Annotated in this window: 18 protein-coding genes; 13 read left to right on the top strand and 5 right to left on the bottom strand. The window is 59.9% G+C overall.

Annotation, left to right across the window (positions count from 1 at the left end; genetic code table 11):
• Nucleotides 1-66 precede the first annotated feature (66 nt).
• The 3 genes from BLU63_RS07615 to BLU63_RS07605 all read left to right on the top strand — a co-directional run bounded on the left by BLU63_RS07615 (nt 67) and on the right by BLU63_RS07605 (nt 2412).
• A complete protein-coding gene (locus tag BLU63_RS07615; RefSeq protein WP_307633814.1) occupies nt 67-486 on the top strand; it encodes a hypothetical protein in 420 nt (139 codons plus the stop codon).
• A gap of 443 nt (nt 487-929) precedes the next feature.
• Complete coding sequence (locus BLU63_RS07610; protein WP_083375204.1) at nt 930-1253, top strand: hypothetical protein; 324 nt, start codon at nt 930-932, stop codon at nt 1251-1253.
• A gap of 319 nt (nt 1254-1572) precedes the next feature.
• Entirely contained in the window at nt 1573-2412 is an 840-nt protein-coding gene (locus tag BLU63_RS07605; protein ID WP_010464314.1) for a 23S rRNA (adenine(2030)-N(6))-methyltransferase RlmJ, read from the top strand.
• 151 nt (nt 2413-2563) lie between these two features.
• Here BLU63_RS07605 and msrA read toward each other — a convergent pair whose 3' ends face one another.
• The 5 genes from msrA to aceE form a co-directional block, all read right to left on the bottom strand.
• Complete coding sequence (gene msrA / locus BLU63_RS07600) at nt 2564-3211, bottom strand: peptide-methionine (S)-S-oxide reductase MsrA (protein WP_083377249.1); 648 nt, start codon at nt 3209-3211, stop codon at nt 2564-2566.
• A 208-nt stretch (nt 3212-3419) separates the two neighbouring features.
• On the bottom strand, nt 3420-6113 hold the full coding sequence (locus tag BLU63_RS07595; protein ID WP_083375203.1) for a sensor domain-containing phosphodiesterase: 2694 nt from the start codon (nt 6111-6113) through the stop codon (nt 3420-3422).
• Nucleotides 6114-6306: 193 nt separating this feature from the next.
• Nucleotides 6307-7701, bottom strand: a complete 1395-nt coding sequence (locus BLU63_RS07590; RefSeq protein WP_083375202.1) for an alkaline phosphatase D family protein — start codon at nt 7699-7701, stop codon at nt 6307-6309.
• A 270-nt stretch (nt 7702-7971) separates the two neighbouring features.
• Nucleotides 7972-9936, bottom strand: a complete 1965-nt coding sequence (aceF, locus tag BLU63_RS07585; RefSeq protein WP_083375201.1) for a dihydrolipoyllysine-residue acetyltransferase — start codon at nt 9934-9936, stop codon at nt 7972-7974.
• 11 nt (nt 9937-9947) lie between these two features.
• The gene (gene aceE / locus BLU63_RS07580) at nt 9948-12593 is read right to left on the bottom strand and encodes a pyruvate dehydrogenase (acetyl-transferring), homodimeric type (RefSeq protein ID WP_083375200.1); all 2646 of its coding nucleotides are present in this window, start codon (nt 12591-12593) and stop codon (nt 9948-9950) included.
• A gap of 262 nt (nt 12594-12855) precedes the next feature.
• Between aceE and BLU63_RS33535 the strand changes: the two genes are divergently transcribed.
• The 10 genes from BLU63_RS33535 (at nt 12856) to BLU63_RS07535 (ending at nt 23757) form a co-directional block, all read left to right on the top strand.
• Nucleotides 12856-12981, top strand: coding sequence for a hypothetical protein (locus BLU63_RS33535; RefSeq protein ID WP_255311810.1), 126 nt, complete (start codon nt 12856-12858; stop codon nt 12979-12981).
• A complete protein-coding gene (gene glnE / locus BLU63_RS07575) occupies nt 12978-15917 on the top strand; it encodes a bifunctional [glutamate--ammonia ligase]-adenylyl-L-tyrosine phosphorylase/[glutamate--ammonia-ligase] adenylyltransferase (protein ID WP_077747646.1) in 2940 nt (979 codons plus the stop codon). The genes BLU63_RS33535 and glnE overlap by 4 nt, the downstream gene beginning before the upstream one ends.
• A 307-nt stretch (nt 15918-16224) precedes the next feature.
• The gene (gene waaF, locus BLU63_RS07570) at nt 16225-17259 is read left to right on the top strand and encodes a lipopolysaccharide heptosyltransferase II (RefSeq protein WP_010464302.1); all 1035 of its coding nucleotides are present in this window, start codon (nt 16225-16227) and stop codon (nt 17257-17259) included.
• Between the two features lies 1 nt (nt 17260).
• Entirely contained in the window at nt 17261-18322 is a 1062-nt protein-coding gene (gene waaC, locus BLU63_RS07565) for a lipopolysaccharide heptosyltransferase I (RefSeq protein WP_077747648.1), read from the top strand.
• Nucleotides 18322-19443, top strand: a complete 1122-nt coding sequence (locus BLU63_RS07560; protein ID WP_077747649.1) for a glycosyltransferase family 4 protein — start codon at nt 18322-18324, stop codon at nt 19441-19443. Before waaC ends, BLU63_RS07560 begins: the two co-directional genes overlap by 1 nt.
• Entirely contained in the window at nt 19443-20249 is an 807-nt protein-coding gene (rfaP, locus tag BLU63_RS07555; protein ID WP_077747650.1) for a lipopolysaccharide core heptose(I) kinase RfaP, read from the top strand. The genes BLU63_RS07560 and rfaP overlap by 1 nt, the downstream gene beginning before the upstream one ends.
• Nucleotides 20249-20983 carry a lipopolysaccharide kinase InaA family protein gene (locus BLU63_RS07550; protein ID WP_010464295.1) on the top strand — a complete coding sequence of 245 codons (735 nt, stop codon included), beginning with the start codon at nt 20249-20251 and terminating at the stop codon, nt 20981-20983. Before rfaP ends, BLU63_RS07550 begins: the two co-directional genes overlap by 1 nt.
• A complete protein-coding gene (locus tag BLU63_RS07545; RefSeq protein ID WP_083375199.1) occupies nt 20980-21732 on the top strand; it encodes a lipopolysaccharide kinase InaA family protein in 753 nt (250 codons plus the stop codon). Before BLU63_RS07550 ends, BLU63_RS07545 begins: the two co-directional genes overlap by 4 nt.
• Nucleotides 21732-23183, top strand: coding sequence for a lipopolysaccharide kinase InaA family protein (locus BLU63_RS07540; protein ID WP_083375198.1), 1452 nt, complete (start codon nt 21732-21734; stop codon nt 23181-23183). The genes BLU63_RS07545 and BLU63_RS07540 overlap by 1 nt, the downstream gene beginning before the upstream one ends.
• Before the next feature lie 238 nt (nt 23184-23421).
• Nucleotides 23422-23757: a YceK/YidQ family lipoprotein gene (locus BLU63_RS07535; protein ID WP_083375197.1), complete on the top strand. Its 336-nt coding sequence runs from the start codon at nt 23422-23424 to the stop codon at nt 23755-23757.
• The last annotated feature ends 151 nt before the right edge of the window (nt 23758-23908 follow it).

Below are 23908 nucleotides of genomic sequence, written 5' to 3'. Positions count from 1 at the left end.
GGTTTGATAAAAATAATACTAGGCGCGTATTTACGGCTTTTCCGAGATAAAAGCGAGTAACAGATTTTGAAATCTCCATTTGAAAATGTAAGCCTACCTTGGGAACCTCGACTTTCTTATGTTTTAGGGGGGCTTGAGATTTATGATCGGGAGGAGGGATTAGGAGAGGTCCTTAGGAAATATAATCCTAATCTTCGTCGGGAACGATGTGAATTAATTAGAACGTTCGTGCTGCGTGGTTTGGGCTACCTAAGTTACAGACACCGGTTTGCTCTATTTAAAATTCTTGAGGGGGCGTTGGCCGATAGGGAGTTTGATTTTTCTACACAGTTTGAAAGCGACTACGATGAATGCATTACTATCGCGTGGGATGAGACGGAGATAGTAGATTCTCGCGGTTTTTTTGAGGATATATACGCGTTGGCAAGCTTGGAGTGGAAAGATGATCTTTATAAAGCAAGTCTTGAAGATCAGTCCAGCTGGTGATGGAGAAGGTAGCGCCTATCAGTCTCGAATCCCACGCGTCGGCATTCTCAATACCGATTGCCAGCACTACGGAATGTTTACGTCTTGTTTAAAGATCTCGTAATTCTTACGAATTTTCCGGGCAAACTCATCGGAAGTTTCCTTCAAGTTGTGACGGCTTCCATGAACTGGTGGGCGATGGGTTGCAGGGATAGTCTTTGGCTGTCACCGCGCAAGTGGTGGCAGGGTGTAGGAGCCCTCTCTCATGATGCAACAGCTCTGTCGTTTGATTGCGGCACTTAACTCGTGTCCATATGATCGTTCGCGGCGGCTGTGTGCGGGACACGCTTCGGCGTGACCGAGGTTCATGAGTGCTCGGTACTCCTACTCCTGCGCATGGCTGCCACCCAAACCTGTAGGAGGGTGCGTTTGGCAGCTGATTTTCATACTCATGGAATTTATAAATGACAACGCTAACGCCAGATCCACCCTACGAAAAACCAATCCCCCACCCCAAAAACCGCTTCATGGCCCTCACCAGCAACTGCACCGACATGCCCACGCTGTTCGTCGATACCCACGCGCCGCTCGATGTTTTGTACGACGCTGCCAGCTATCGAATTCGCGCTGTTACGCAGGTGCTTGAGAACATGTCGATGCGCGGTTCGGTTGAGTGTGAGTCGTTCATTCTTAGTGATTTTGCGTTGCTGTGTGCCATTCCGTTGCGGGATGGGTGTGATGTGCTGGATGTAGTGGGGCGACGGTTGAGGGCTCGGCCTTCGGACTAAGGGCAGGATGTGGCGAGGGAGCTTGCTATCGTTCGGCTGCAGAGCAGTCGCCAAATCAAGCGCTGCGGTGTGTCTGACAAATCTGCGGTGCTGGTTTTGGGGCTGCTTCGCAGCCCAGCGGGAGCAAGCTCCCTCGCCACAGGGTTTGTGGTTGGCTGGGATGTTTTGGGGTTGCTGCGCAGCCCAACCGGGGCAAGCTCCCTCGCCACAGGTTCTTGGGTTGACGTGAGATTGCGTGTAGGCAGTTGCCCGCTCAGCCGCGAACCCCTGACGTTCGCCTCGGTACAAGGTAAACTTCCCGGCCTTCGCAGGAGCAATCATGAATTATCGTCACGCCTTCCATGCCGGCAATCACGCCGATGTGTTCAAACACCTGACTCTGACCCGCATCATCGCCCTGATGTCGCGCAAGGAGCAGCCGTTTGCCTATCTCGACACTCACGCCGGCATTGGTCTGTATGACCTGCAGGGTGATCAGGCGAGCCGTACCGGTGAGTACCTGGAAGGTATTGCGCGTCTGTGGGATCAGCCGGATCTGCCAGCGCTGACCGCCGACTACATGAAAGTGCTGCACGACATGAACCCGGATGGCCAATTGCGCTATTACCCGGGGTCGCCGGAGTTGGCGCGGCGTCTGACGCGGCCGCAGGATCGGGTGATGCTCAACGAGAAGCACCCCGAAGACGGTTTGCTGCTCAAGGACAACATGGCCGGTGATCGTCGGGTGAAGGTACATCTGGGCGAAGGCTGGCATGTGCCGCGTGCGATGCTGCCGGTGCAGGAGAAGCGGGCGGTGATGTTGATTGATCCGCCGTTCGAGCAGCTCGATGAGATGCAGCGTTGCGCGGCGTCGCTGAAAGAGGCGATTGGCCGGATGCGGCAGACGGTGGCAGCGATCTGGTACCCGGTGAAGGATCAGCGCATGTTGCGACGTTTTTATCAGGATCTGGCGGGCACGGGCGCACCAAAGTTGTTGCGTGTGGAGTTGCTGGTGCATCCGCTGGATACGCCGAACAGTTTGAATGGCTCTGGATTGGCGATTGCGAATCCGCCGTGGGGCCTGGAAGAGGAGTTGCGTGAGTTGCTGCCGTGGTTGTCCAAGAAGCTTGGGCAGACCCAGGGCGGGTGGCAGATGGATTGGTTGATTGCTGAGAGTTGATGGCTGATCAGATGGATTGATGGCGTCTGATCGGACGCCTTCGCGGGCAAGCCTCGCTCCTACAGGGATCGATATCTGAGCACAATTTTGTGATCGACATAAATCCCTGTAGGAGCGAGGCTTGCCCGCGAAGCTTTTCAGGGCCCGAGAGTTAGATCGGGCAGGTAACGCCCGTACCACCAATCCCGCAATACCCTTCAGGGTTCTTCGCCAGGTACTGCTGGTGATACGCCTCGGCGAAGTAGAACGTCGGCGCTTCTTCGATTTCGGTGGTGATTTCGCCTTTCCCGGCCTTGGTCAACTCAGCCTGGAACACGTCCTTGCTGTGCTTGGCGGCGGCCAGTTGCGTCGGGTTGGTCGCATAGATCACCGAGCGGTACTGAGTGCCGATGTCGTTGCCCTGACGCATGCCTTGCGTCGGGTTGTGCAATTCCCAGAACATTTTCAGCAGTTCTTCGTAGCTGACTTTGGCCGGTTCGTAGACCACCAGCACCACTTCGCTGTGGCCGGTCAGGCCCGAACAAACTTCTTCATAGGTCGGGTTCGGGGTAAAACCGCCGGCATAACCCACCGCCGTGCTGACCACGCCTTCACGTTGCCAGAACTTGCGTTCCGCGCCCCAGAAGCAGCCCAGGCCGAAGATCGCGAAATCCACGTCCATCGCGAACGGGCCCAGCAGTGGGGCGTCGTGGACGAAGTGTTTTTCCGGCACGGTCATCGGGGTTTCACGGCCGGGCAGAGCTTGTTCTTTGGTAGGTAGCACGTTTTTGTTCACCAGGATTTCCGAGCGCAAGACCATCATCAGTCCCCTCAGTCAGGTTGAATGTAAATTGTCAGACACGCAGTTTGCCCAATGCCGGCCGGTTACGCACTACCCCTGTGCGAGCGTGCCTGCTTGCGATAGCGGCGGGACATTAAACATTGATGGCGACTGACACACCGCTATCGCGAGCAGGCTCGCTCGCACAGGGGATTACGGTGTTCCACAGGGATTTTGTGGTGTGCTGTCAGACGAGCGGGCCGCGTGGGTAGCGCTTGAGCTTTTCGATCAGCTCGGCGCCGGGGATGGGGCGGTCGAACAGGTAGCCCTGGCCGACATCGCAGCGGTGGCGACGCAAGAACGCAAGCTGCTCGGCCGTCTCGATCCCTTCCGCCACAACTTTGAGTTTCAGGTTGTGAGCCATGGCGATCACCGCGGAGGTGATTTCCATGTCGTCCTGGTTGTCCGGGATTTCGTGGATGAAGCTTCGGTCGATCTTGATGATGTCGATCGGGAATTTTTTCAGGTAACTGAGCGACGAGTAACCGGTGCCGAAATCGTCCATGGCCAGGGTCAGGCCCAGGCGCTTGAGTTGATCGAGCTGCAAGTGGGTGTCTTCGGTGGCTTCCAGCAGCAGGCCTTCGGTCAGTTCCAGCTCCAGCAGGTTCCCCGGCAGCGCTTCTTCCTTGAGGATGTTGGCGATGGACGCCACCAGGTCCGGGTCGGAGAACTGCTTGGGCGACAAGTTGATCGCCACTTGAAGATTGCCCAGGCCGGCGGCGGTCAGGTCTTTGCTCATGCGGCAGGCCTGGCGGGCGATCCATTTGCCGATCGGGATGATCAGGCCGGTTTCTTCGGCAACGCTGATGAACTGGTCCGGGCGGATCATGCCTTTTTCTGGATGGTTCCAGCGCAGCAGCGCTTCCATGCCCAGCAGGCGACCACTGCGCAGGCACAGTTTGGGCTGATAGAACACGTCCAGCTCATTCTGGGTCAGGGCGCGGCGCAGGTTGTTTTCCACGAACAGCTTGTAGCTGGCCTCGGCGTTCAGTGCTTCGGTGAACACTTGGACCTGGTGTTTGCCATTGGCCTTGGCCTTGTGCAGCGCCAGGCCGGCGTTGCGCATTAATGTCTGTGGATCGCGACCGTGCAGCGGCGCGCAGGCCAGGCCCACGGAGCCGGTGACGCTGATCAACTGGTTGTCGACGAACATCGGCTTGTCGAGGGTCGCCAGCAATTGGTTGGCGACGTGCTGGCCCATCGCGAGGTCGGTGTTGTCCAGCAGCACGGCGAATTCGTTACTGGCGAATCGCGCCAGGCTGCCGCTCGGGCTCAGGCTGTTGCGCAGGCGCCGGGCCAGGCTGATCAGCAGTTTGTCGCCGGTCTGGTGGCCGAGGCTGTCGTTGATGCGCTTGAAGTTGTCGATGTCCACCAGGAGCAGGCTGATCGGCGTATCGCTGTCCCGGGCGAAGCGTTCGTCGAGGTTGCGGATGAACGCCGGGCGGTTGCCGAGGTTGGTCAGATTGTCGGTGTAGGCCAGGCGCTCGATGCGCTGCTGGGCGAGCTTGGTCTGGGTGATGTCTTCGTAGATGCCGATGTAGTGCGTCAGCTCTCGGTTGTCGCCATAGACCTTGGAAATCGACAACTGGCCCCAGTAGGGTTCGAGGTTTTTGCGCCGGCTCTTGAACTCGCCCTGCCAGCTGTTGCTCTTGGCCAGCGCCGACGGTGCGTCGAACAGCAGTTCGCTGAGGTTCTCCAACGCAGGCAGTTCCGATAGCCGCTGGCCGTGGACTTCCTCGGTGGTGTACTGGGTGATCGCCGTGAAGCTCGGGTTGACGTATTCCACCACGCCATCGCAATTGACCAGCAAAAACGCGTTGGCGCTTTGCTCGACCGCCCGCTGGAACAAGTGCAAGGCACTCGTGGCGGTGCGGCGGTTGTGGTTGTTGATGACTTGGGCGAACTGATCGGCCAGCTCGCCGGCGAAGGCGATTTCATCCGACTGCCAGGCACGGGTCGCGCCAGTCTGTTCCAGGCACAGCACGCCGACCACTTGGCCGTCGACGCGGATACTGGCGTCGAGCATGGCGTTCACATCGCGCGGGCGCAGGTGTTCGGCCATTTCCCGGGTACGCGGATCGCGAATGGCGTTGTGCGCATCGATGGCGCGGCTGCCGTGCAAGGCGTCGAGGTAATCCGGGAAGCCGCTGACGTCGATCGGTTCCGGCAGCTGATATTCCCCGGAGGTGCGGTGATAGGCCGAGATCGGCACCAGCAGCGAGCCTTCGAGGTTCCACAGGCTGGCGCAGTCGATTTCATAGATGTCGCAAGCGCTGCGGGTAATCAGTTCGGCGGCTTCTTGCAGGGAATTGTTGGTGCTGTAGCGCTGGCGGGTCAGCAGCAGGATCAAGTCTTGCTGGGCGCGGACCCGATCCAGATGCTGCAGTTGTTCCAACTGGGCGCGCTGATTGAGTTCCAGGGCGATTTGCAGGCGCGAGTTCTGGGTTTCCAGGTCCAGCGACGGCAGCAGCGGTTCACCCTCGAACAAGCCGTCCACGACCATCAGGTAACCGCGCAGAAGGTGTCGATTGTGTTGTCGGTAGGCTTCGCCCAGTTCGAGCAGGCTCAAGGAGCCTTTGGCGGTGTGCAGGTTGTAGCGGATCAGGTAATGCGGGCTCTCTCTGAGTTGCTGCTGAATCGCGTCGTGCAGTTGATAGCGCGCTTCAGGCTCCATCAGGCTGGCATAAGGCGAGTCGACCAAGGCACAAAGCTCCACGGCCGGCAGACCAAATTGTCGTTCGCAATTGGGATCGAGAAACAGGAGTGCCCAGCTAGCTTCATTCAGCCGTTCGAAACGCAGCATGCCGAGCCGCGAGGGCACAGGCAATTGCGTCACTACCTCGGCCACCATACGGCTGGCGGCATCAGGTTGGCTTTTCATTGAGGGAAACTCGCTTCGAATGTGCTGATCGCGCCGGGCTCTCGCCCTCTTTACTGTTGCCTGCGGCAAGGTTGCATCATTGCGACACTGACTGACAAGAGACATGAAGGCCAAGTGCTATAAGAATATGTCGGCAGGGGCGAGGATTTCTCCAGCCAGGGCCGAAAACTAATGCATTTGGCCTTCATTTTCCTTAGTGCAGCGGGATGTTGATCGATTGCAGGCGCCGGCCGTTCCGGTCGTGGTAACTGACCTGAATCTGCTCCCGATCCACCACCAGATGAGCAAAGTTGTCTTCGCTGACCACCTTGCTGGTCAGTTCATGTCGATAATCTCCCGCTGCGGTACGTGCCAGCGCCTGGTTCAGAATGAAGGTGGACTCGGAGGCATAGGGCAGCAATTTGCTGTTGCACAGCGGGGACGAGACGATGGTGTGCACGTCGAAGTCCGGATCCTCGCTGTGGGTCAGGCGACTGGTCAGTGAGCCGTGGACATCGCCGGAAACGAAGATGACGTTCTTGATGCGATGCGTGCGAATCGTCTCCAGCAACCGCAGGCGTTGTTCCGGGAAGGCTTTCCAGGCGTCATCGCCGTTGAGTTTGCGGTCGGGGTAGAACATCACGCTGGTGACCACGAACTTGACCCGGGCCGGGCTGTGGATCAGCCATTTGCACAGCGCCTGTTCCTGCTCATCGTCGAGGATGCGTCGATCATTGGGCGACAAGTTACGACGGGTTCGGCTGTCGGTGACAAACCATTCAATATCGCCTTCGGCGAACTGATACCAATACTGTTCCAACTTTCGGCTTACTTGACCGTTGGGTAATAAGTCATGCGCCGGACTGTGGCTGGCTTGGTATATCTCATAGGCTGCCATGGCGTTCTTATATAAATAGGCATCGGCCTTGCTTTCGTTGGCGGGCCAGTTGTCTTCTATTTCATGATCGTCGAGGATCATATAAGTCGAGGTGTTGGACATTAATCGGGCGATGTTCGGTTGGGAAAACGCCGCGCGATATTTGCTGAGTATTTCCTTGTATTCCCGGTCGGGAGCAATAACGTTCAGATCATCGACGTAAATTTGATCACCCGTCATTAACATCGCGCTGATGGGCGGCTCGGCCTGCTGCGCAAGTTCGGTGATCGAGGCAAAAATACGGTCGCCCAGATGAGGCGCCGAAGGGATGCCTGCGGTCATGCGCAGGTAGCGGCATGAGCCGACGATGTACGCCCTCGGTGTGTTGGCCTTGCTGGACAGGGTGCGAAAGCGATAAATCTCCCGTGGCCATTGCAGCGGCAGTTCCTGAACGGTCTCCACGGTGTGCACCGGGCTCATGGGGCTGAACCATCCGGCCTGGTATTCATAGTCGGTATCGGTGGCGAGGTTATTGAGTGCAATCACATCGGACATATCGCGCAAGATCGACAGTTTGGCAAAGACACCTTGCGACCAACGCTCTTCCCCCGCGCGCCGATAACGAATGCCGGCAAATACCAGCGAGTTGTCTTGACGTTCTCCCCGCAAAAAAATACGTACGTGGTTAGTTGTAGTGTGGCCAATAATAGGGCCGACAGTTGGTTTAAACATGTTCGAATCCGTTCGAAATAACGTTAACTAAGCAAATGAGGTTTTCAGTATTTAAAAGAAAATGCTGTCGAACTAAGCCTAGTTATTAAACGGCAAAAAATATCGAGCGAAAGCCGCCATGAGTTGTGGGCGATGTAAGCCACGACTGTAGGAAATTACTTTGTTCAAGGCAAAAAAAGCCCCGCCAAATTGGCGGGGTTGAGGTACGAGCGTGGCGCTCGGAAAACATGGAACGCGACGGGCCCTCCGATGAAGGAGGGCCGGCCGGTGTTACAGCAGGATGGTACGGATGTCCGCCAGCAGGCTGCTCAGACGCTGGGTGAAGCGTGCAGCAGCAGCGCCGTTGATCACGCGGTGATCGTAGGACAGCGACAGTGGCAGCATCAGTTTCGGCTGGAAGGCTTTGCCGTCCCAGACTGGCTGGATGGTTGCCTTGGAAACACCGAGGATCGCCACTTCCGGCGCGTTGACGATCGGCGTGAAGCCGGTGCCGCCAATGTGGCCGAGGCTGGAAATGGTGAAGCAGGCGCCTTGCATGTCGTCAGCGGTGAGCTTTTTGTCGCGGGCTTTGGCGGCCAGCGCAGCGGCTTCGGCTGCCAGTTGCAACAGGCTCTTCTGGTCGACGTTCTTGATGACCGGTACCAGCAGGCCTTCAGGGGTGTCGACGGCGAAGCCGATGTTCACGTACTTCTTGCGGATGATCGCCTTGCCGCTTGGCGCCAGCGAACTGTTGAAGTCCGGCAGCTCCTTGAGCAGGTGCGCGCACGACTTGAGCAGCAGCGGCAGGATGGTCAGCTTGACGCCGGCCTTCTCTGCGACTGCTTTCTGAGCGATGCGGAACGCTTCCAGGTCGGTGATATCAGCCGAATCGAACTGAGTCACGTGCGGGATGTTCAGCCAGCTGCGGTGCAGGCTCGACGCGCCGATTTGCATCAGGCGAGTCATCGGCACTTCTTCGGTTTCACCGAAGCGGCTGAAGTCCACGACCGGAATCGGCGGGATGCCCGCGCCGCCGGTTACGCCGGCAGCAGCGGCCGGTGCTTCCTTGGCCTTCTGCATCATCGCTTTGACGTAAACCTGCACGTCTTCTTTGAGGATGCGACCGTGCGGGCCACTGGCGCCGACGGCGCTCAGCTCGACGCCGAATTCACGGGCCAGTTGGCGTACAGCCGGGCCAGCGTGAACCTTGGCGCCCGGCTTGGCCGGTGCAGCCGCGGGTGCGGCAGGTGCCGGAGCAGCAGGTGCTGCGGCGGCCGGAGTAGGAGCGCTCGGTGCAGCAGCGGCTGGAGCCGGAGCAGCGGCCGGCGCAGCGCCTTTGACTTTCAGCTTCAGAATCAGGTCGCCAGTACCGACTTCGTCATCCAGCTTGATGGAAACGCTTTCCACCACGCCAGCGGCAGGCGATGGAATTTCCATGCTCGCCTTGTCGGATTCCAGTGTGATCAGCGACTGGTCGGCGGTGACGGTGTCGCCGGCCTTGACCAGTACTTCGATGATCTTGGCCTTGCCCGACGAACCGATGTCCGGGACATGAATGTCCTGGACGCTATCGGCAACCGGTGCGGCCGGGGCCGCAGCGGCTGGCGCCGGAGCAGCGGCAGCAGGCGCAGCAGCCTGGGCTGGCGCGGCAGCAGCAGGGGCCGCAGCACCCGCCACTTCCAGATCCAGAATCAGGTCACCCGTACCGACTTCGTCGTTGAGCTTGACGCTGATGGCCTTGACCACGCCAGCGGCAGGCGATGGGATTTCCATGCTGGCCTTGTCGGATTCCAGGGTGATCAGCGACTGATCAGCCTCGACGGTGTCGCCGACCTTGACCTGGATCTCGATGATCTGGGCCTTGCCCGCCGAACCGATATCCGGCACGTGCACTTGCTGAACCGAAGCGGCAGCAGGCGCGGCTGCTGGCGCTGGAGCAGCGGCGGCGGCAGGCGCAGCAGCCGGTTTCTCTTCAGCTTTCGCAGCCGGCGCAGCGGCAGCCGCAGGGGCCGCATCAGCGGCACCTTCGACTTCCAGCTCCAGCAGTTCGTCGCCTTCTTTCAGGCGATCGCCCAGCTTCACTTTCAAACTTTTGACGATGCCGGCCTTGGGAGCAGGGACTTCCATGCTCGCCTTGTCCGATTCCAGCGTCAGGATGCTCTGTTCGGCTTCGATACGGTCGCCGACCTTCACAAACAGTTCAATTACTTCACCTTCACCGCTGCCGATGTCAGGTACGCGAATGAGTTCGCTCACAGAGTGTCTCCTCAGCAGTCCAGTGGGTTGCGTTTTTCCGGGTTGATCCCGAACTTGGCGATGGCCTCGGCCACCACTTTAGGTTCGATGTCACCACGGTCAGCCAAGGCTTCCAGGGCTGCCAACACCACGAAATGACGGTCGACTTCGAAGAAGTGACGCAGCTTCTTGCGGCTGTCACTGCGGCCGAAACCGTCGGTGCCCAGGACTTTGAATTCCTTGGACGGGACCCACTGACGAATTTGCTCAGCGAACAGCTTCATGTAGTCGGTAGACGCGATGACCGGACCTTTACGGCCGTTCAGGCACTCTTCGACATAGCTCAGTTTAGGCTTCTGGCCCGGATGCAGACGGTTGGTGCGCTCGACGGCCAGGCCATCGCGACGCAGTTCGTTGAAGCTGGTAACGCTCCAGACGTCGGCGGCAACGTTGAACTCTTCACGCAGAATCTTCGCCGCTTCACGGACTTCACGCAGGATGGTGCCGGAGCCCATCAGCTGAACGTGGTGCGCCGCTTCGCGGGTGTCTTCTTCGAGCAGGTACATGCCCTTGATGATGCCTTCCTCGACACCGGCCGGCATGGCTGGCTGCTGATAGGACTCGTTCATCACGGTGATGTAGTAGAAAACGTCCTGCTGCTCTTCGGTCATCTTCTTCATGCCGTCCTGGATGATCACCGCCAGCTCGTAGCCGTAGGTTGGATCAAAGGTGCGGCAGTTCGGGATGGTGGCAGCCAGGATGTGGCTGTGACCGTCTTCGTGTTGCAGGCCTTCGCCGTTCAGCGTGGTCCGGCCGGCGGTGCCGCCGATCAGGAAGCCACGGGTACGGCTGTCGCCTGCAGCCCAAGCCAGGTCGCCGATGCGCTGGAAGCCGAACATCGAATAGAAGATGTAGAACGGCAGCATTGGCTGGTTGTGGCTGGAGTACGAAGTACCGGCTGCAATGAAAGAGCTCATGGCGCCCGCTTCGTTGATGCCTTCTTCGAGGATCTGGCCCTTCTTGTCTTCCTTGTAGAACATCACCTGGTCTTTATCGACTGGCTCGTAGAGCTGGCCGACGGACGAGTAGATGCCCAACTGACGGAACATGCCTTCCATACCGAAGGTACGGGCTTCGTCCGGGATGATCGGGACGATGCGTGGGCCGATTTCCTTGTCCTTGACCAGCTGCGCGAGGATCCGCACGAAGGCCATGGTGGTGGAGATTTCACGGTCGCCCGAACCATCAAGAATCGCCTTGAGGGTATCGAGTGACGGCGTCGGCACGCTGAAGCTTTGCGCGCGGCGCTGTGGCACGAAACCGCCCAGTGCAGTGCGGCGCTCGCTCAGGTAGCGGGCTTCGGCGCTGTTTGGCTCTGGCTTGAAGAACGGCAGGTTTTCCAGCTCTTCGTCTTTGACCGGAATGTCGAAGCGATCACGGAACAACTTCAGGCTGTCGACATCGACTTTCTTGGTGTTGTGCGCAGTGTTTTTCGCTTCGCCGGCACCGGTGCCATAACCCTTGATGGTCTTGGCCAGGATGACGGTCGGTTGTTCTTTGTGGTTGACCGCTTCGTGGTACGCCGCGTAGACCTTGTACGGGTCGTGGCCGCCACGGTTGAGTTTCCAGATCTCGTCGTCGGACAGATCAGCAACCATCGCCTTGAGTTCTGGCGAGTTGAAGAAGTGTTCACGCACGAACGCGCCGTCTTTGGCTTTGTAGTTCTGGTACTCGCCGTCGATGACTTCGTCCATGCGACGTTGCAGGATACCGTCGACGTCTTTGGCCAGCAGTGGGTCCCAGAAACGGCCCCAGATGACTTTGGTCACGTTCCACTGAGCACCGCGGAACACGCCTTCGAGTTCCTGGATGATCTTGCCGTTGCCGCGAACCGGGCCGTCGAGGCGCTGCAGGTTGCAGTTGATGACGAAGATCAGGTTGTCGAGCTTCTCGCGGCCAGCCAGCGAGATCGCGCCCAGGGATTCTGGCTCGTCGCACTCGCCGTCGCCCAGGAAGCACCAGACTTTCTGTTTGCCTTCAGGGATGAAGCCACGGGCTTCCAGGTACTTCATGAAACGTGCCTGGTAGATCGCCTGGATCGGGCCTAGACCCATGGATACGGTCGGGAACTGCCAGAAATCAGGCATCAGCCAAGGGTGCGGATAGGAAGACAGGCCTTGACCATCGACTTCCTGGCGGAAGTTGTTCATCTGGTCTTCGGTGATGCGGCCTTCCATGAACGCACGGGCGTAAACGCCTGGCGAGGTGTGGCCCTGGAAGTAGATCAGGTCGCCGCCGTGTTCATCGGTCGGGGCCTGGAAGAAATAGTTGAAGCCGATGTCATACAGGGTGGCGCTGGAGGCGAAGCTGGAGATGTGACCGCCCAGGTCCGAATCTTTCAGGTTCGTGCGCATCACCATGGCCATCGCGTTCCAGCGTACCAGCGAGCGAATGCGGCGTTCCATGAACAGGTCGCCAGGCATGCGTGCTTCGTGGGTAACGGGAATGGTGTTGCGGTATGGCGTGGTGATGGCGTAAGGCAACTGCGAACCGCTGCGGGTTGCGAGTTCGCCCATACGGGTCATCAGATAGTGAGCGCGGTCTTCGCCTTCTTTGTCGAGAACCGATTCCAGGGCGTCCAGCCATTCCTGGGTTTCGACGGGATCGAGGTCTTGCATGGCTTGCTCCAGGGCGGAAAGGCTTCCAGAATCGGTTGCCTGAGTTTGCGACTGGCCTTGTGGGCAGACGATATAAATTCTTGGATTGCCGAGTGGTAGGTTCCGGCGGCGTGTAGTTTTACTACAAATCATCGGGCATTTCAGCTATCTGGATGTATATACGAGTAGTAAAACTACAGATGAGCGGCTTGTGGCCTCCGGCTGCGTTGTGAGAATAATCGTTAAGGTTGGTCTTTTGCCAACCGAAAAAGGTGAAAGCTTGATGCTGCCTGCCAAAAACAAAGAAATTTCAGCTATTTCTAACCTTTGTTCGACAGTCGATCACGTAGTGCGTTTTGAAAAATCACTACATGCCGCCCTCTTCACGCCGATCAAGGATAGACCATGAGCCTCCCACCGCTTGCCGAACTGCCCGGCATTCTCCTGCCGTTTGTCACCCGCGCCGAGCAGTCGTTCCGTACCGCCGTTGCCGAGTTGGAAGATGACCATGGCCTGTCTGCCTGGACAGCTGAGCGCTGGGCGCAATTCGCCCGCGTCACCGCCGCCAGCGATTTCGTGACCGAACAGAGTGTGCGTGACCCCTTGATGTTGCTGGCGCTGGTGCAGTCCGGCGAACTGGATCGCAGCTTCGCACCGGGCGAGTTGTGCGGGCAGATCGCGGCAGCGGTGAATGCGGCCGAAACCGATGACGAGCTCGGTCGCGCCTTGCGCCGTCAGCGCACGCGTCAGCAAGTGCGGATCATCTGGCGCGACCTGACTCGTCAGGCTGATCTGGTCCAGACCTGCCGCGACCTCTCGGACATGGCCGATGCGAGCATCGATCAGGCCTATCAGTGGTTGTACTCGCGGCATTGCCAGCAGTTCGGCGTGCCCACCGGCCGGCGCAGCGGCGAGCCGCAGCAGATGGTCATCCTCGGCATGGGCAAGCTCGGCGCGGTGGAGCTCAACCTGTCATCGGACATCGACCTGATCTTCGCCTACCCCGAGGGTGGCGAAACCGTCGGCGTGAAACGCTCGCTGGATAACCAGGAATTCTTCATTCGTCTCGGCCAGCGCCTGATCAAGGCGCTGGACCCGATGACCGTCGACGGTTTTGTGTTCCGGGTCGACATGCGTCTGCGGCCTTACGGCTCGGCCGGTGCCCTGGTGTTGAGCTTCAACGCGCTGGAGCAGTATTACCAGGACCAGGGCCGCGACTGGGAACGCTACGCGATGATCAAGTCGCGGGTGGTGGCTGGCGATCAAGTGGCCGGCGCGCAACTGCAAGAGATGCTGCGCCCGTTCGTTTACCGGCGTTACCTCGACTTCTCGGCGATCGAAGCGCTGCGCACCATGAAGCAGCTGATCCAGCAGGAAGTGCGGCGCAAAGGCATGGCCGACAACATCAAGCTCGGCTCGGGCGGCATCCGCGAAGTGGAGTTTATCGCCCAGGCGTTCCAGCTGATCCACGGCGGTCGCGACCTGAGCCTGCAGCAACGCCCTCTATTAAAAGTACTGAGCACCCTGGAAGGTCAGGGTTACCTGCCGCCGGCGGTGATCAGCGAGCTGCGCGAAGGCTATGAATTCCTGCGGTACACCGAGCACGCGATCCAGGCGATTGCCGACCGCCAGACCCAGATGCTGCCGGACGGTGCGCAGGATCAGGCGCGCATTGCCTTTATGTTGGGCTTCGCTGACTGGGAGGCTTTCCATGCGCAGCTTATGTATTGGCGAGGCCGCGTGGCCTGGCACTTTGGACAAGTGATCGCCGATCCCGATGAAGAGGAAGGCACCGAAAGCGAAGTGGTGGTCGGCGGTGAATGGCTGCCGCTGTGGGAGGAGGCCCAAGATGAAGAAGCCGCCTGCCGCCAGTTGGAAGAGGGCGGTTTTGCCGATGCCACCAAGGCACTGAAAGCGTTGGCCGGTTTGCGCAGCAGCCCGCAGTTGCGCGCGATGCAGCGTTTGGGGCGCGAACGCCTCGATGCATTTATTCCGCGTTTGCTGGCTCAGGCGGTCGAGCATGCCAATCCGGATCTGGTACTTGAGCGTGTGCTGCCGTTGGTTGAAGCGGTGGCCCGTCGCTCGGCGTATCTGGTGCTGCTGACCGAGAACCCCGGCGCGCTGCGACGTTTGCTGACCTTGTGCGCGGCAAGCCCATGGATCGCCGAGCAGATCACCCGCTTCCCGCTGCTGCTCGACGAATTGCTCAATGAAGGTCGATTGTTCAAGCCCCCACTGGCGCCGGAACTGGCCGCCGAGTTGCGCGAGCGCCTGACGCGGATTCCCGAAGACGACCTCGAACAGCAAATGGAAGCCCTGCGCCATTTCAAACTGGCGCACCGCTTGCGGGTCGCCGCTTCGGAAATCGCCGGCAGCCTGCCGTTGATGAAAGTCAGCGATTACCTGACCTGGCTGGCTGAAGCGATCCTCGCACAAGTACTGGCCCTGGCCTGGCGCCAGACCGTGGCCAAATATGGCACGCCATTGCGCACCGACGGCACCTTGTGCGATCCGGGTTTCATTATTGTCGGTTATGGGAAAGTCGGCGGACTGGAATTGGGGCATGGTTCGGACCTGGACCTGGTGTTCATCCATGACGGTGATCCGCAGGCGGAAACCGACGGAGCGAAACCTATCGACGGCGCGCAGTTTTTCACCCGGTTGGGGCAGCGGATCATTCATTTGATTACCACCCAGACCAACTCTGGCCAGCTGTATGAAGTCGATATGCGCCTGCGGCCGTCCGGCGCCTCGGGGTTGCTGGTGAGTTCGGTCGGGGCGTTTGCCCGCTACCAGGAAAACGAAGCCTGGACCTGGGAACATCAGGCACTGGTGCGGGCCCGGGTGCTGGTGGGCAGCCAGGATGTCGGCCAGGCATTCGAGAAGGTGCGCGCGACGATATTGGGCAAACACCGGGACCTGGCGACCTTGCGTCAGGAGGTGAGCGAGATGCGCGCCAAGATGCGCGATAACCTCGGTAGCAAGAGCACCGCAGCCGGCACGGCGGCAAATGCCTTCGAGGCCACGGCGCCATTCGATCTCAAGCAGGACGCCGGAGGTATCGTCGATATTGAATTTATGGTGCAATACGCGGCCCTGGCGTGGTCCGAAACACACCCGCCATTGCTGCGCTGGACGGATAACATCCGCATTCTGGAAGAGCTGGAACACGAAGGGCTGATGCCTGCCGAAGACGCCAGCCTGCTACGCGAGGCCTACAAGGCCTACCGTTCCGCCGCCCACCGGCAGGCCTTGCAGAAGGACCCCGGGGTGATACCGGGTGACCAGTTTGTCGATGAGCGTCGGCAGGTATTGCGGATCTGGCGTGAACTAGGGTTAAGCTGAAACGCGCGAGTTGAAGCAACAAGATTCAAATGTGGGAGCGAGCCTGCTCGCGAAGGCGGGGTGTCAGTCGCCATCGATGCTGGATGTGACGGCCCCTTCGCGAGCAGGCTCGCTCCCACAGTAGATCTGCTTTGTATCGCAGAACGATGCACACCAAATCCCAATGTGGGAGCGAGCCTGCTCGCGATAGCGGAGTGACAGTCGACAGCAATGTTGAAGGTGATGACCCATCGCAAGCCGACAGGCTCCCGCAGTGATTCTCGAGGCGGGGAGGCGTATGCCTCCCCGGTTCGTTTATGGAAACCACATGAAAATTCTGATCGTTGGGCCCAGTTGGGTCGGTGACATGGTGATGGCGCAGACACTGTTTCAGTGTCTCAAGCAACGCCACCCGCAATGCGAAATCGACGTCCTGGCCCCCGAATGGAGCCGGCCGATCCTGGAGCGCATGCCCGAAGTCCGTCAGGCCTTGAGCTTTCCGCTCGGCCATGGCGCCTTGGAGCTGGCGACGCGTCGGCGCATCGGCAAATCCCTGGCCGGCCAGTACGATCAGGCGATCCTGCTGCCAAACTCCTTGAAGTCGGCGCTGGTGCCGTTCTTCGCCGGCATCCCGAAACGCACCGGCTGGCGCGGCGAGTTCCGCTACGGCCTGCTTAATGACGTGCGCACGCTGGATAAAGAACGTTATCCGCTGATGATCGAGCGCTTCATGGCGCTGGCATTTGAGCGCGGTGCCGAACTGCCGACACCGTATCCACGGCCAAGCCTGCAGATCGACCCGGTCACCCGCGAGGCGGCGCTGGCCAAGTTCGGCCTGACCCTCGACCGCCCGGTGTTGGCCCTGTGCCCAGGTGCAGAGTTCGGCGAATCCAAGCGCTGGCCGTCCGAGCATTACGCCAAGGTCGCCGAAGCGAAGATCCGCGAAGGCTGGCAAGTCTGGCTGTTCGGTTCGAAAAACGATCACGCGGTCGGCGAAGACATCCGCGCACGGCTGATTCCCGGCCTGCGCGAAGAGTCGGTCAACCTCAGCGGCGGCACCTCCCTGGCCGAAGCTATCGACCTGATGTCCTGCGCCGATTCGGTGGTGTCCAACGACTCCGGCCTGATGCACGTCGCCGCTGCGCTCAACCGCCCGCTGGTGGCCGTCTACGGTTCGACATCGCCGGGCTTCACGCCACCCTTGGCCGAGCACGTCGAGATTGTGCGCCTGGGCCTCGAATGCAGCCCGTGCTTCGATCGCACCTGCCGCTTCGGTCATTACAACTGCCTGCGCCAGCTCATGCCGCAAGCGGTGAACGAAGCCTTGCAGCGGTTGCAGGGCACTGTGGTCGAGGTCAAATAGCTTGCGCGTTCTGTTGATCAAGACATCTTCGCTGGGCGACGTGATTCACGCGTTGCCCGCGTTGACCGACGCGGCGCGGGCGATCCCCGGCATCACGTTCGACTGGGTGGTGGAAGAAGGCTTCGCCGAGATCCCGACCTGGCACCCGGCCGTGGGCAAGGTGATCCCGGTGGCGATCCGTCGCTGGCGCAAGAACCTCTGGCAAACCCTCAAGAGTGGCGAGTGGAAGCGCTTCAAACAAAGCGTTCGCGCCACCCGATACGATCTGGTGATTGATGCCCAGGGCCTGCTCAAAAGCGCCTGGTTGACGCGCTATGTCAAAGCGCCGGTCGCCGGGCTCGACAAGGACTCGGCGCGCGAGCCCATCGCCGCACGTTTCTATTCCCGTCGTCTGGCCGTGGGCCGTGGACAACACGCGGTAGAGCGGGTGCGTCAATTGTTCGCTCTGGCCTTGGGCTACGACCTGCCCAAAGGCCTGGGCGATTACGGCTTGAACGTCGAGCGCCTGGTGGAACTGCCGCGCAAGAACCCTTATGTGCTGTTTCTGCACGGCACCACGTGGGACACCAAGCACTGGCCGGAAGCCTATTGGCGCGAACTGGCCGAGCGCGTTGGCTATCTCGGTGTTGCCGTGAAGCTGCCGTGGGGCAATCCGGTCGAGAAGGCCCGGGCCGAACGCATCGCCGCCGGGTTCCGGCATGTCGAAGTGCTGCCCAAACTGAACCTGGCCGGTGTCGGCAAAGTATTGGCTGGCGCTCAAGCCTGCGTGGCCGTGGACACCGGCCTCGGTCATCTGGCCGCCGCGCTCGACGTACCGACCCTGTCGCTGTTCGGTCCGACCAACCCGGGCCTGACCGGCGCCTACGGCAAGGCGCAGATTCACATCGCCAGCGATTTCCCCTGCGCGCCGTGCCTGCAAAAGAAATGTACGTATCAACCGACGGCCGAAGATGCCCGTCAGTTCGACCTGAAACGCGAGTGGCCCCTGTGCTTCACGCGTCTGAATCCCGAGCGTGTCGCGACCCGACTGAGCACGTTGTTACTGGCTGAGGAGCTGCGCTGATGCAATTGGCATTCGTCTTGTACAAGTACTTTCCGTTCGGGGGGTTGCAGCGCGATTTCATGCGCATTGCCCTGGAGTGCCAACAGCGCGGCCATCAAATTCGCGTCTACACGCTGATCTGGGAAGGCGATGTCCCGCCGGGTTTCGAAGTGCTGGTGGCGCCGGTCAAGGCGTTCTTCAATCATCGCCGTAATGAAAAGCTCAGCGAGTGGATGGAGGCGGACCTGGCCAAGCGTCCTGTGGACCGTCTGATCGGCTTCAACAAGATGCCGGGCCTGGACGTTTACTACGCCGCCGATGGTTGCTTTGAAGACAAGGCGCAGAACCTGCGCAACTCGCTGTACCGTCGTTGGGGCCGCTACCGGCACTTCGCCGAGTACGAGCGCGCGGTGTTCGCCAAGGACGCCAAGACGGAAGTGCTGATGATTTCCGAAGTCCAGCAGCCGCTGTTCATCAAGCATTACGACACACCGCTGGAACGCTTCCATTTGCTGCCGCCGGGGATCTCCCAGGACCGTCGCGCACCCGCCAATGCCGCCGAAATCCGAGCCGATTTCCGTCGTGAATTCAACCTCAAGGACGATGAGCTGCTGCTGGTGCAGATCGGCTCCGGGTTCAAGACCAAGGGGGTGGATCGCAGCCTCAAGGCGCTGGCCGCGTTGCCCGCTGATCTGAAGAAACGCACCCGGCTGTTTGTAATTGGCCAGGATGACCCCAAATTATTCCAGATGCAGAGCGCCACTTTGGGGCTCGGCGACAACGTGACGTTCCTCAAGGGGCGCAGCGATATCCCACGTTTCCTGCTGGGTGCCGACCTGCTGATTCATCCGGCGTATAACGAAAACACCGGGACTGTGTTGCTCGAAGCCCTGGTGGCCGGGTTGCCGGTATTGGTGAGCGCGGTCTGTGGTTACGCCCATTACATCGCCGAGGCCGACGCCGGCCTGGTGTTGGACGAACCGTTCGATCAGGCGCAACTGACGCAGTACCTGACCGGCATGTTGAACGACGCTCAAGCACGGGCGGCCTGGAGCCGCAACGGTCTGGCCTTCGCTGAGACGGCCGACCTCTACAGCATGCCGCAGCACGCGGCCGATGTGATTCTGGCGGAGCACGCTTAATGAAGTTGATGCTGGCTGAACCGTTCAAGAGCCTTTGGGCTGGGCGCGATGCGTTCACCGAAGTCGAAGGCTTGCAGGGCGAGGTTTACCGTGAACTGGAAGCGCGCCGGACCTTGCGCACTGAAGTAAACGGCAATGGCTTTTTCGTGAAGATCCACCGTGGCATCGGCTGGGGCGAGATCTTCAAGAACCTGCTGACGGCCAAGCTGCCGGTACTCGGCGCGGGTCAGGAGTGGAAGGCCATTCAGCGCCTCAAAGAAGTCGGCGTACCGACTATGACCGCCGTCGCTTATGGCGAAAAGGGCAGCAACCCGGCGGATCAACACTCGTTTATCGTCACCGAAGAACTGGCGCCCACCGTCAGCCTCGAAGACTTCAGCATCGACTGGATCAAGAACCCGCCCGAGCCCAGACTCAAGCGCGCGCTGATCGCCGAAGTCGCGCGCATGACCGGCATGATGCACCGCGCCGGGGTCAACCACCGCGACTGCTACATCTGCCACTTCCTGCTGCACACCGATAAACCGGTGACGGCTGAAGACTTCAAGCTCTCGGTGATCGACCTGCACCGCGCCCAGACCCGCCCGGCCATTACTCAGCGCTGGCGCAACAAGGATCTGGCGGCGTTGTACTTTTCGGCCCTGGACATCGGTCTGACCCAACGCGACAAACTGCGATTCCTCAAAGGCTACTTCCAGCAGCCATTGCGCCAGATTCTGGCTGAAGAAGCGCCGCTGCTCGCCTGGCTTGAAGGCAAAGCCAACAAACTTTACGACCGTAAACAGCGATACGGGGATGCGCTCTGATGCCCGGTTGGAAGCTGGAACCTGCTTACAGCGATCTGACGGAAGATTTTGGCAGCCTGGAAGCAGTGTTTGCGCTTCAGGGTGAACGCCTGACCCGCGACCCGTTGTCCGAGGTCATCCGCGTCAATCGCAACGGCGTCAATTATTACGTCAAGCGCTACGTGGGTGCCGGCAAAGGCCTGCGCCGCTACCTGGGCAAACCCCGGGTCAAGGCCGAATGGCAGAACCTCAAGCGCTTCGCCAAGTGGGGCATTCCGACCGCTGAAGTGGTTGCCTGGGGGCTGGAGCGGCGAGGCGCGGCGTATGCTCGTGGCGCGATGATCACCCGCGAACTGCCCAACACCGAAGACTTGTCGGCCCTCGCCGACCGCCACGATCCCAAGCTGGCGGACCGCGCCTGGGTCGATTCCGTCAGCCGTCAGTTGGCCGGTTACACCCGGACCATGCACGACAACCGTTTCACCCATAACGATTTGAAGTGGCGTAATCTGCTGATCGACGATGAGGCCAAGCTGTTCCTGATCGATTGCCCCAACGGCGATTTCTGGCGCGGCTTCTGGCTCAAATACCGGATCACCAAAGACCTGGCCTGCCTCGACAAGGTGGCGAAATATCACCTGTCGGCCACCCAGCGCCTGCGCTTTTACCTGCAATACCGCCAGCGTGACCGGCTGAATGCCGACGACAAAAAACGCATCCGGCACGTGGTGAGATTTTTCGAGGGGCGCGAATGACTGATTTCCTGGCCGCTGAAGACCGTGCGCTGCTTGAGCGCCATGGCCTCGGCACGTTCGATGCACTCTGGGACAAGCAACTTGAGGCGGTGGATGAGCCCAACACCGTCAGTGGCGGCTGGAGTAGCGTGTTTCGGCTGGATCTGGAAGGTCATGGCTACTACCTCAAGCGCCAGAGCAACTACCTGACGCGCACCTTCCATGCGCCGTTCGGCGAACCGAGTTTTGCCCGCGAGTTTCGCAACATCAGTCGTTATCAGAAGCTGGGTATTCCGGCGCTGAAAGCGGCGTTTTTTGGTGAGCGCAAAGTCGATGGGGAAGTGCGGGCGGTTCTGCTGACCCGTGCGTTGGACGGTTGGGATGACCTGGATTCGCTGTTACAGCGCTGGTCGGACCTGAGCGAAGCGCAACACACGGCCATCATGAAAGCCTGTGGCGAGCTGGCGCGGCGCCTGCACGGCGTGCGCCAGCTTCACGGCTGTTTCTACCCCAAGCACATTTTCCTCCAGGCCACGGGTGAGGGTTATCAGTCGCAGTTGATCGACCTGGAAAAAACCCGGCCGTTGCTGTTCGGCCAGCGTGACCGGGTCAAGGACCTGGAACCGTTGCTGCGCCGCGCGCCGGAGTGGACCGAAGCGCAGTTGCGCGAATTGCTGGCGGTTTATGTGGATCAGCCACGGGACAGTTCGCTGGTGGACAGTTGGGTTTCGCGCCTCACCGCGCGACGCAGTCACAAGGAGGCGCGCTGATGCGTTTGTCCGAATTGAAAGGCGCGGGCCGCAGCCCGAGCCTGCCGATGAGCATTTCACTGGCCGATGCTGCCGGTCCCGCCGAGTTGCAGTTGCTGAGCTTGTTGCGCGTATTGCCGGGGCAGCGTTATGTCGGCGCCGGCGTGTGGCGCGGCCGGCCGGTGCTGGCCAAGTTGTTGGTCGGCGGCAAGGCGGCGCGGCATTTTCAGCGTGAACTGGACGGCGTGCGTTTGCTCGCCGATCAAGGGCTGACCACGCCGCAGTTGCTGGTGGACGGCCTGAAAGAGGGCGAGGGCGGTTGGCTACTGTTCGATTTCCTTGAAGGCGCCGAGAGCCTGGGGGAGACCTGGAAAAAAGTCGAACACTTGCCGGTGCTGGCTGATATGCAAGGGGCCGTGCTGGCCGAGGCGTTGGGCGCTATCGGCCAAATGCATCGCAAGGGGCTCTGGCAGGAAGACCTTCATCTGGACAATCTCCTGCGTCAGCGAGGTCGGCTGTACCTGATCGATGGCGGCGGAGTCTGTGCTGAGACCCCGGGCCAGCCGCTGTCTCGGCAGAAAGTCCTGGAAAACCTCGGCGTGTTTTTCGCCCAGTTGCCCAAGTCTTTGGAACCGTTCACCGAAGAATTGCTGGTGTATTACCTGCTGAGTAACGGCGAACACGCCTTGCCGATGGAAGCGTTGCAGAAGCAGATCGACAAGGTTCGCAGCTGGCGCTTGAAGGACTACCTGATCAAGGTGGGGCGCGAGTGTTCGTTGTTCAGCGTCCAGCGCGGGCCTTTTGGCTTGCGGGCTATTCGTCGTGAAGAAGAGGCGGCGATGCTGCCGGTGCTGGAACAGGCCGATGCCTTGCTCGATCAGGGCCATCTGTACAAGACCGGCGGTGCAGCGAGTGTAGGAAAAGTCGAGGTTGGTGGTCGGACGCTGGTGATCAAGCGCTACAACATCAAAGGCTTTGCCCACTGGCTCAAACGCTTCTGGCGCCCGAGCCGTGCCTGGCACTCGTGGCGCGAAGGCAATCGCCTCGCGTTCCTCGGCATCGCCACGCCCAAACCGCTGGCGTTGCTGGAGAAGCGTTTTCTCTGGCTGCGCAGCCGGGCGTACTTGATCACTGAGTATCTGCCGGGGCCGGACATCATCGAGCGCTTTGCGCCGTACGTTGAAAAGGGTGATGCGCCCGAGGCTGAATTGGTGGCGCTGGATCATTTGTTTGCCGAGCTGATCCGCGAGCGCATCAGCCATGGTGATTTCAAGGGGCACAACCTGTTCTGGCAGCAGGATCGCTGGGCGCTGATCGATCTGGATTCGATGTGTCAGCATGGCTCGACAAGCAGCTTTGCCCCGGCGTATGCGCGGGACCGGGCGCGGTTCATGCGTAACTGGCCCGAGAGCAGTGCGCTGTATCAGGTCATTGACCAGCGTCTGCCCAAAGACATCTCTGGCGCGGCCTGAATCGGGTCTTCGACCCTATCGTCGGAACGCCGCCCGGAGCCGGCTCGCTCCCACAGGGGCTCTGTGTTCACCGCAGATCAAATGTAGGAGCGAGCCTGCTCGCGATGGGGCCAGAACAGACACCCGAGATTAAGAGGACAAGTTCTTGTGAACCGTCCTACATGATCCACAGACCCCGTGAACTGTGCGCTGAAGAGCCGCGATGCTAGTTTCGCCTGACGTTCACGGAGGGCAAACCTTGACCATAAAAACGGCTGTTGCAATCGGTACATTCTCACTGGCTTTATCGGGATGCGGGACCGCGCTGACGGTGCTGCAAGATGACGAAGACGCCGCTCGCGGCCTGCGAAAACAAAAAACCTACTGCCAGTCCATCCCCCGCATCTACAGCGGCCTGGCCTACGACTTCTGCATCCTGAATGCCCCGCCAGATCCCACCGGCTTCCTCGTCCCCTTTGTGTTGCTGGACCTGACCCTGTCAGGGGTCATGGACACCGTTTCCTTGCCCTATACGATTTACCGCCAGGCTATCGACGGCAATCTGAGTATTTACTGGCGAGCAGGCCGCGGGTAGCGCTTTTGTAATCCGGCGGGTGATGTGTCTAGTCCTGAAACAGGTTTTCCCTGTTTCAGAAAGCGAAAAGCCCCGATGAACTCACCGAGGCTATAGCGCCGACCGGGATCTCCCAGTCCATTTGAGCAGGAGCCTATGTCGACGTCTTTCT

The sequence above is a fragment of the Pseudomonas mandelii genome (genome assembly GCF_900106065.1).
In the GTDB taxonomy this organism is placed as follows: Bacteria; Pseudomonadota; Gammaproteobacteria; order Pseudomonadales; family Pseudomonadaceae; genus Aquipseudomonas; species Aquipseudomonas mandelii.
The sequence above is the reverse complement of the archived record's forward strand: the minus strand, read 5'-3'. Positions and strand labels throughout refer to the sequence as shown.

Excerpts from the sequence above, each read along its gene's own strand:
- BLU63_RS07610 (WP_083375204.1), top strand. The coding sequence starts at position 930 with ATGACAACGCTAACGCCAGATCCACCCTACGAAAAACCAATCCCCCAC.
- BLU63_RS07605 (WP_010464314.1), top strand. The coding sequence starts at position 1,573 with ATGAATTATCGTCACGCCTTCCATGCCGGCAATCACGCCGATGTGTTC.
- msrA (WP_083377249.1), bottom strand. The coding sequence starts at position 3,211 with ATGGTCTTGCGCTCGGAAATCCTGGTGAACAAAAACGTGCTACCTACC.
- BLU63_RS07595 (WP_083375203.1), bottom strand. The coding sequence starts at position 6,113 with ATGAAAAGCCAACCTGATGCCGCCAGCCGTATGGTGGCCGAGGTAGTG.
- BLU63_RS07590 (WP_083375202.1), bottom strand. The coding sequence starts at position 7,701 with ATGTTTAAACCAACTGTCGGCCCTATTATTGGCCACACTACAACTAAC.
- aceE (WP_083375200.1), bottom strand. The coding sequence starts at position 12,593 with ATGCAAGACCTCGATCCCGTCGAAACCCAGGAATGGCTGGACGCCCTG.
- BLU63_RS33535 (WP_255311810.1), top strand. The coding sequence starts at position 12,856 with ATGCTGCCTGCCAAAAACAAAGAAATTTCAGCTATTTCTAACCTTTGT.
- glnE (WP_077747646.1), top strand. The coding sequence starts at position 12,978 with ATGAGCCTCCCACCGCTTGCCGAACTGCCCGGCATTCTCCTGCCGTTT.
- waaF (WP_010464302.1), top strand. The coding sequence starts at position 16,225 with ATGAAAATTCTGATCGTTGGGCCCAGTTGGGTCGGTGACATGGTGATG.
- BLU63_RS07560 (WP_077747649.1), top strand. The coding sequence starts at position 18,322 with ATGCAATTGGCATTCGTCTTGTACAAGTACTTTCCGTTCGGGGGGTTG.
- rfaP (WP_077747650.1), top strand. The coding sequence starts at position 19,443 with ATGAAGTTGATGCTGGCTGAACCGTTCAAGAGCCTTTGGGCTGGGCGC.
- BLU63_RS07550 (WP_010464295.1), top strand. The coding sequence starts at position 20,249 with ATGCCCGGTTGGAAGCTGGAACCTGCTTACAGCGATCTGACGGAAGAT.
- BLU63_RS07545 (WP_083375199.1), top strand. The coding sequence starts at position 20,980 with ATGACTGATTTCCTGGCCGCTGAAGACCGTGCGCTGCTTGAGCGCCAT.
- BLU63_RS07540 (WP_083375198.1), top strand. The coding sequence starts at position 21,732 with ATGCGTTTGTCCGAATTGAAAGGCGCGGGCCGCAGCCCGAGCCTGCCG.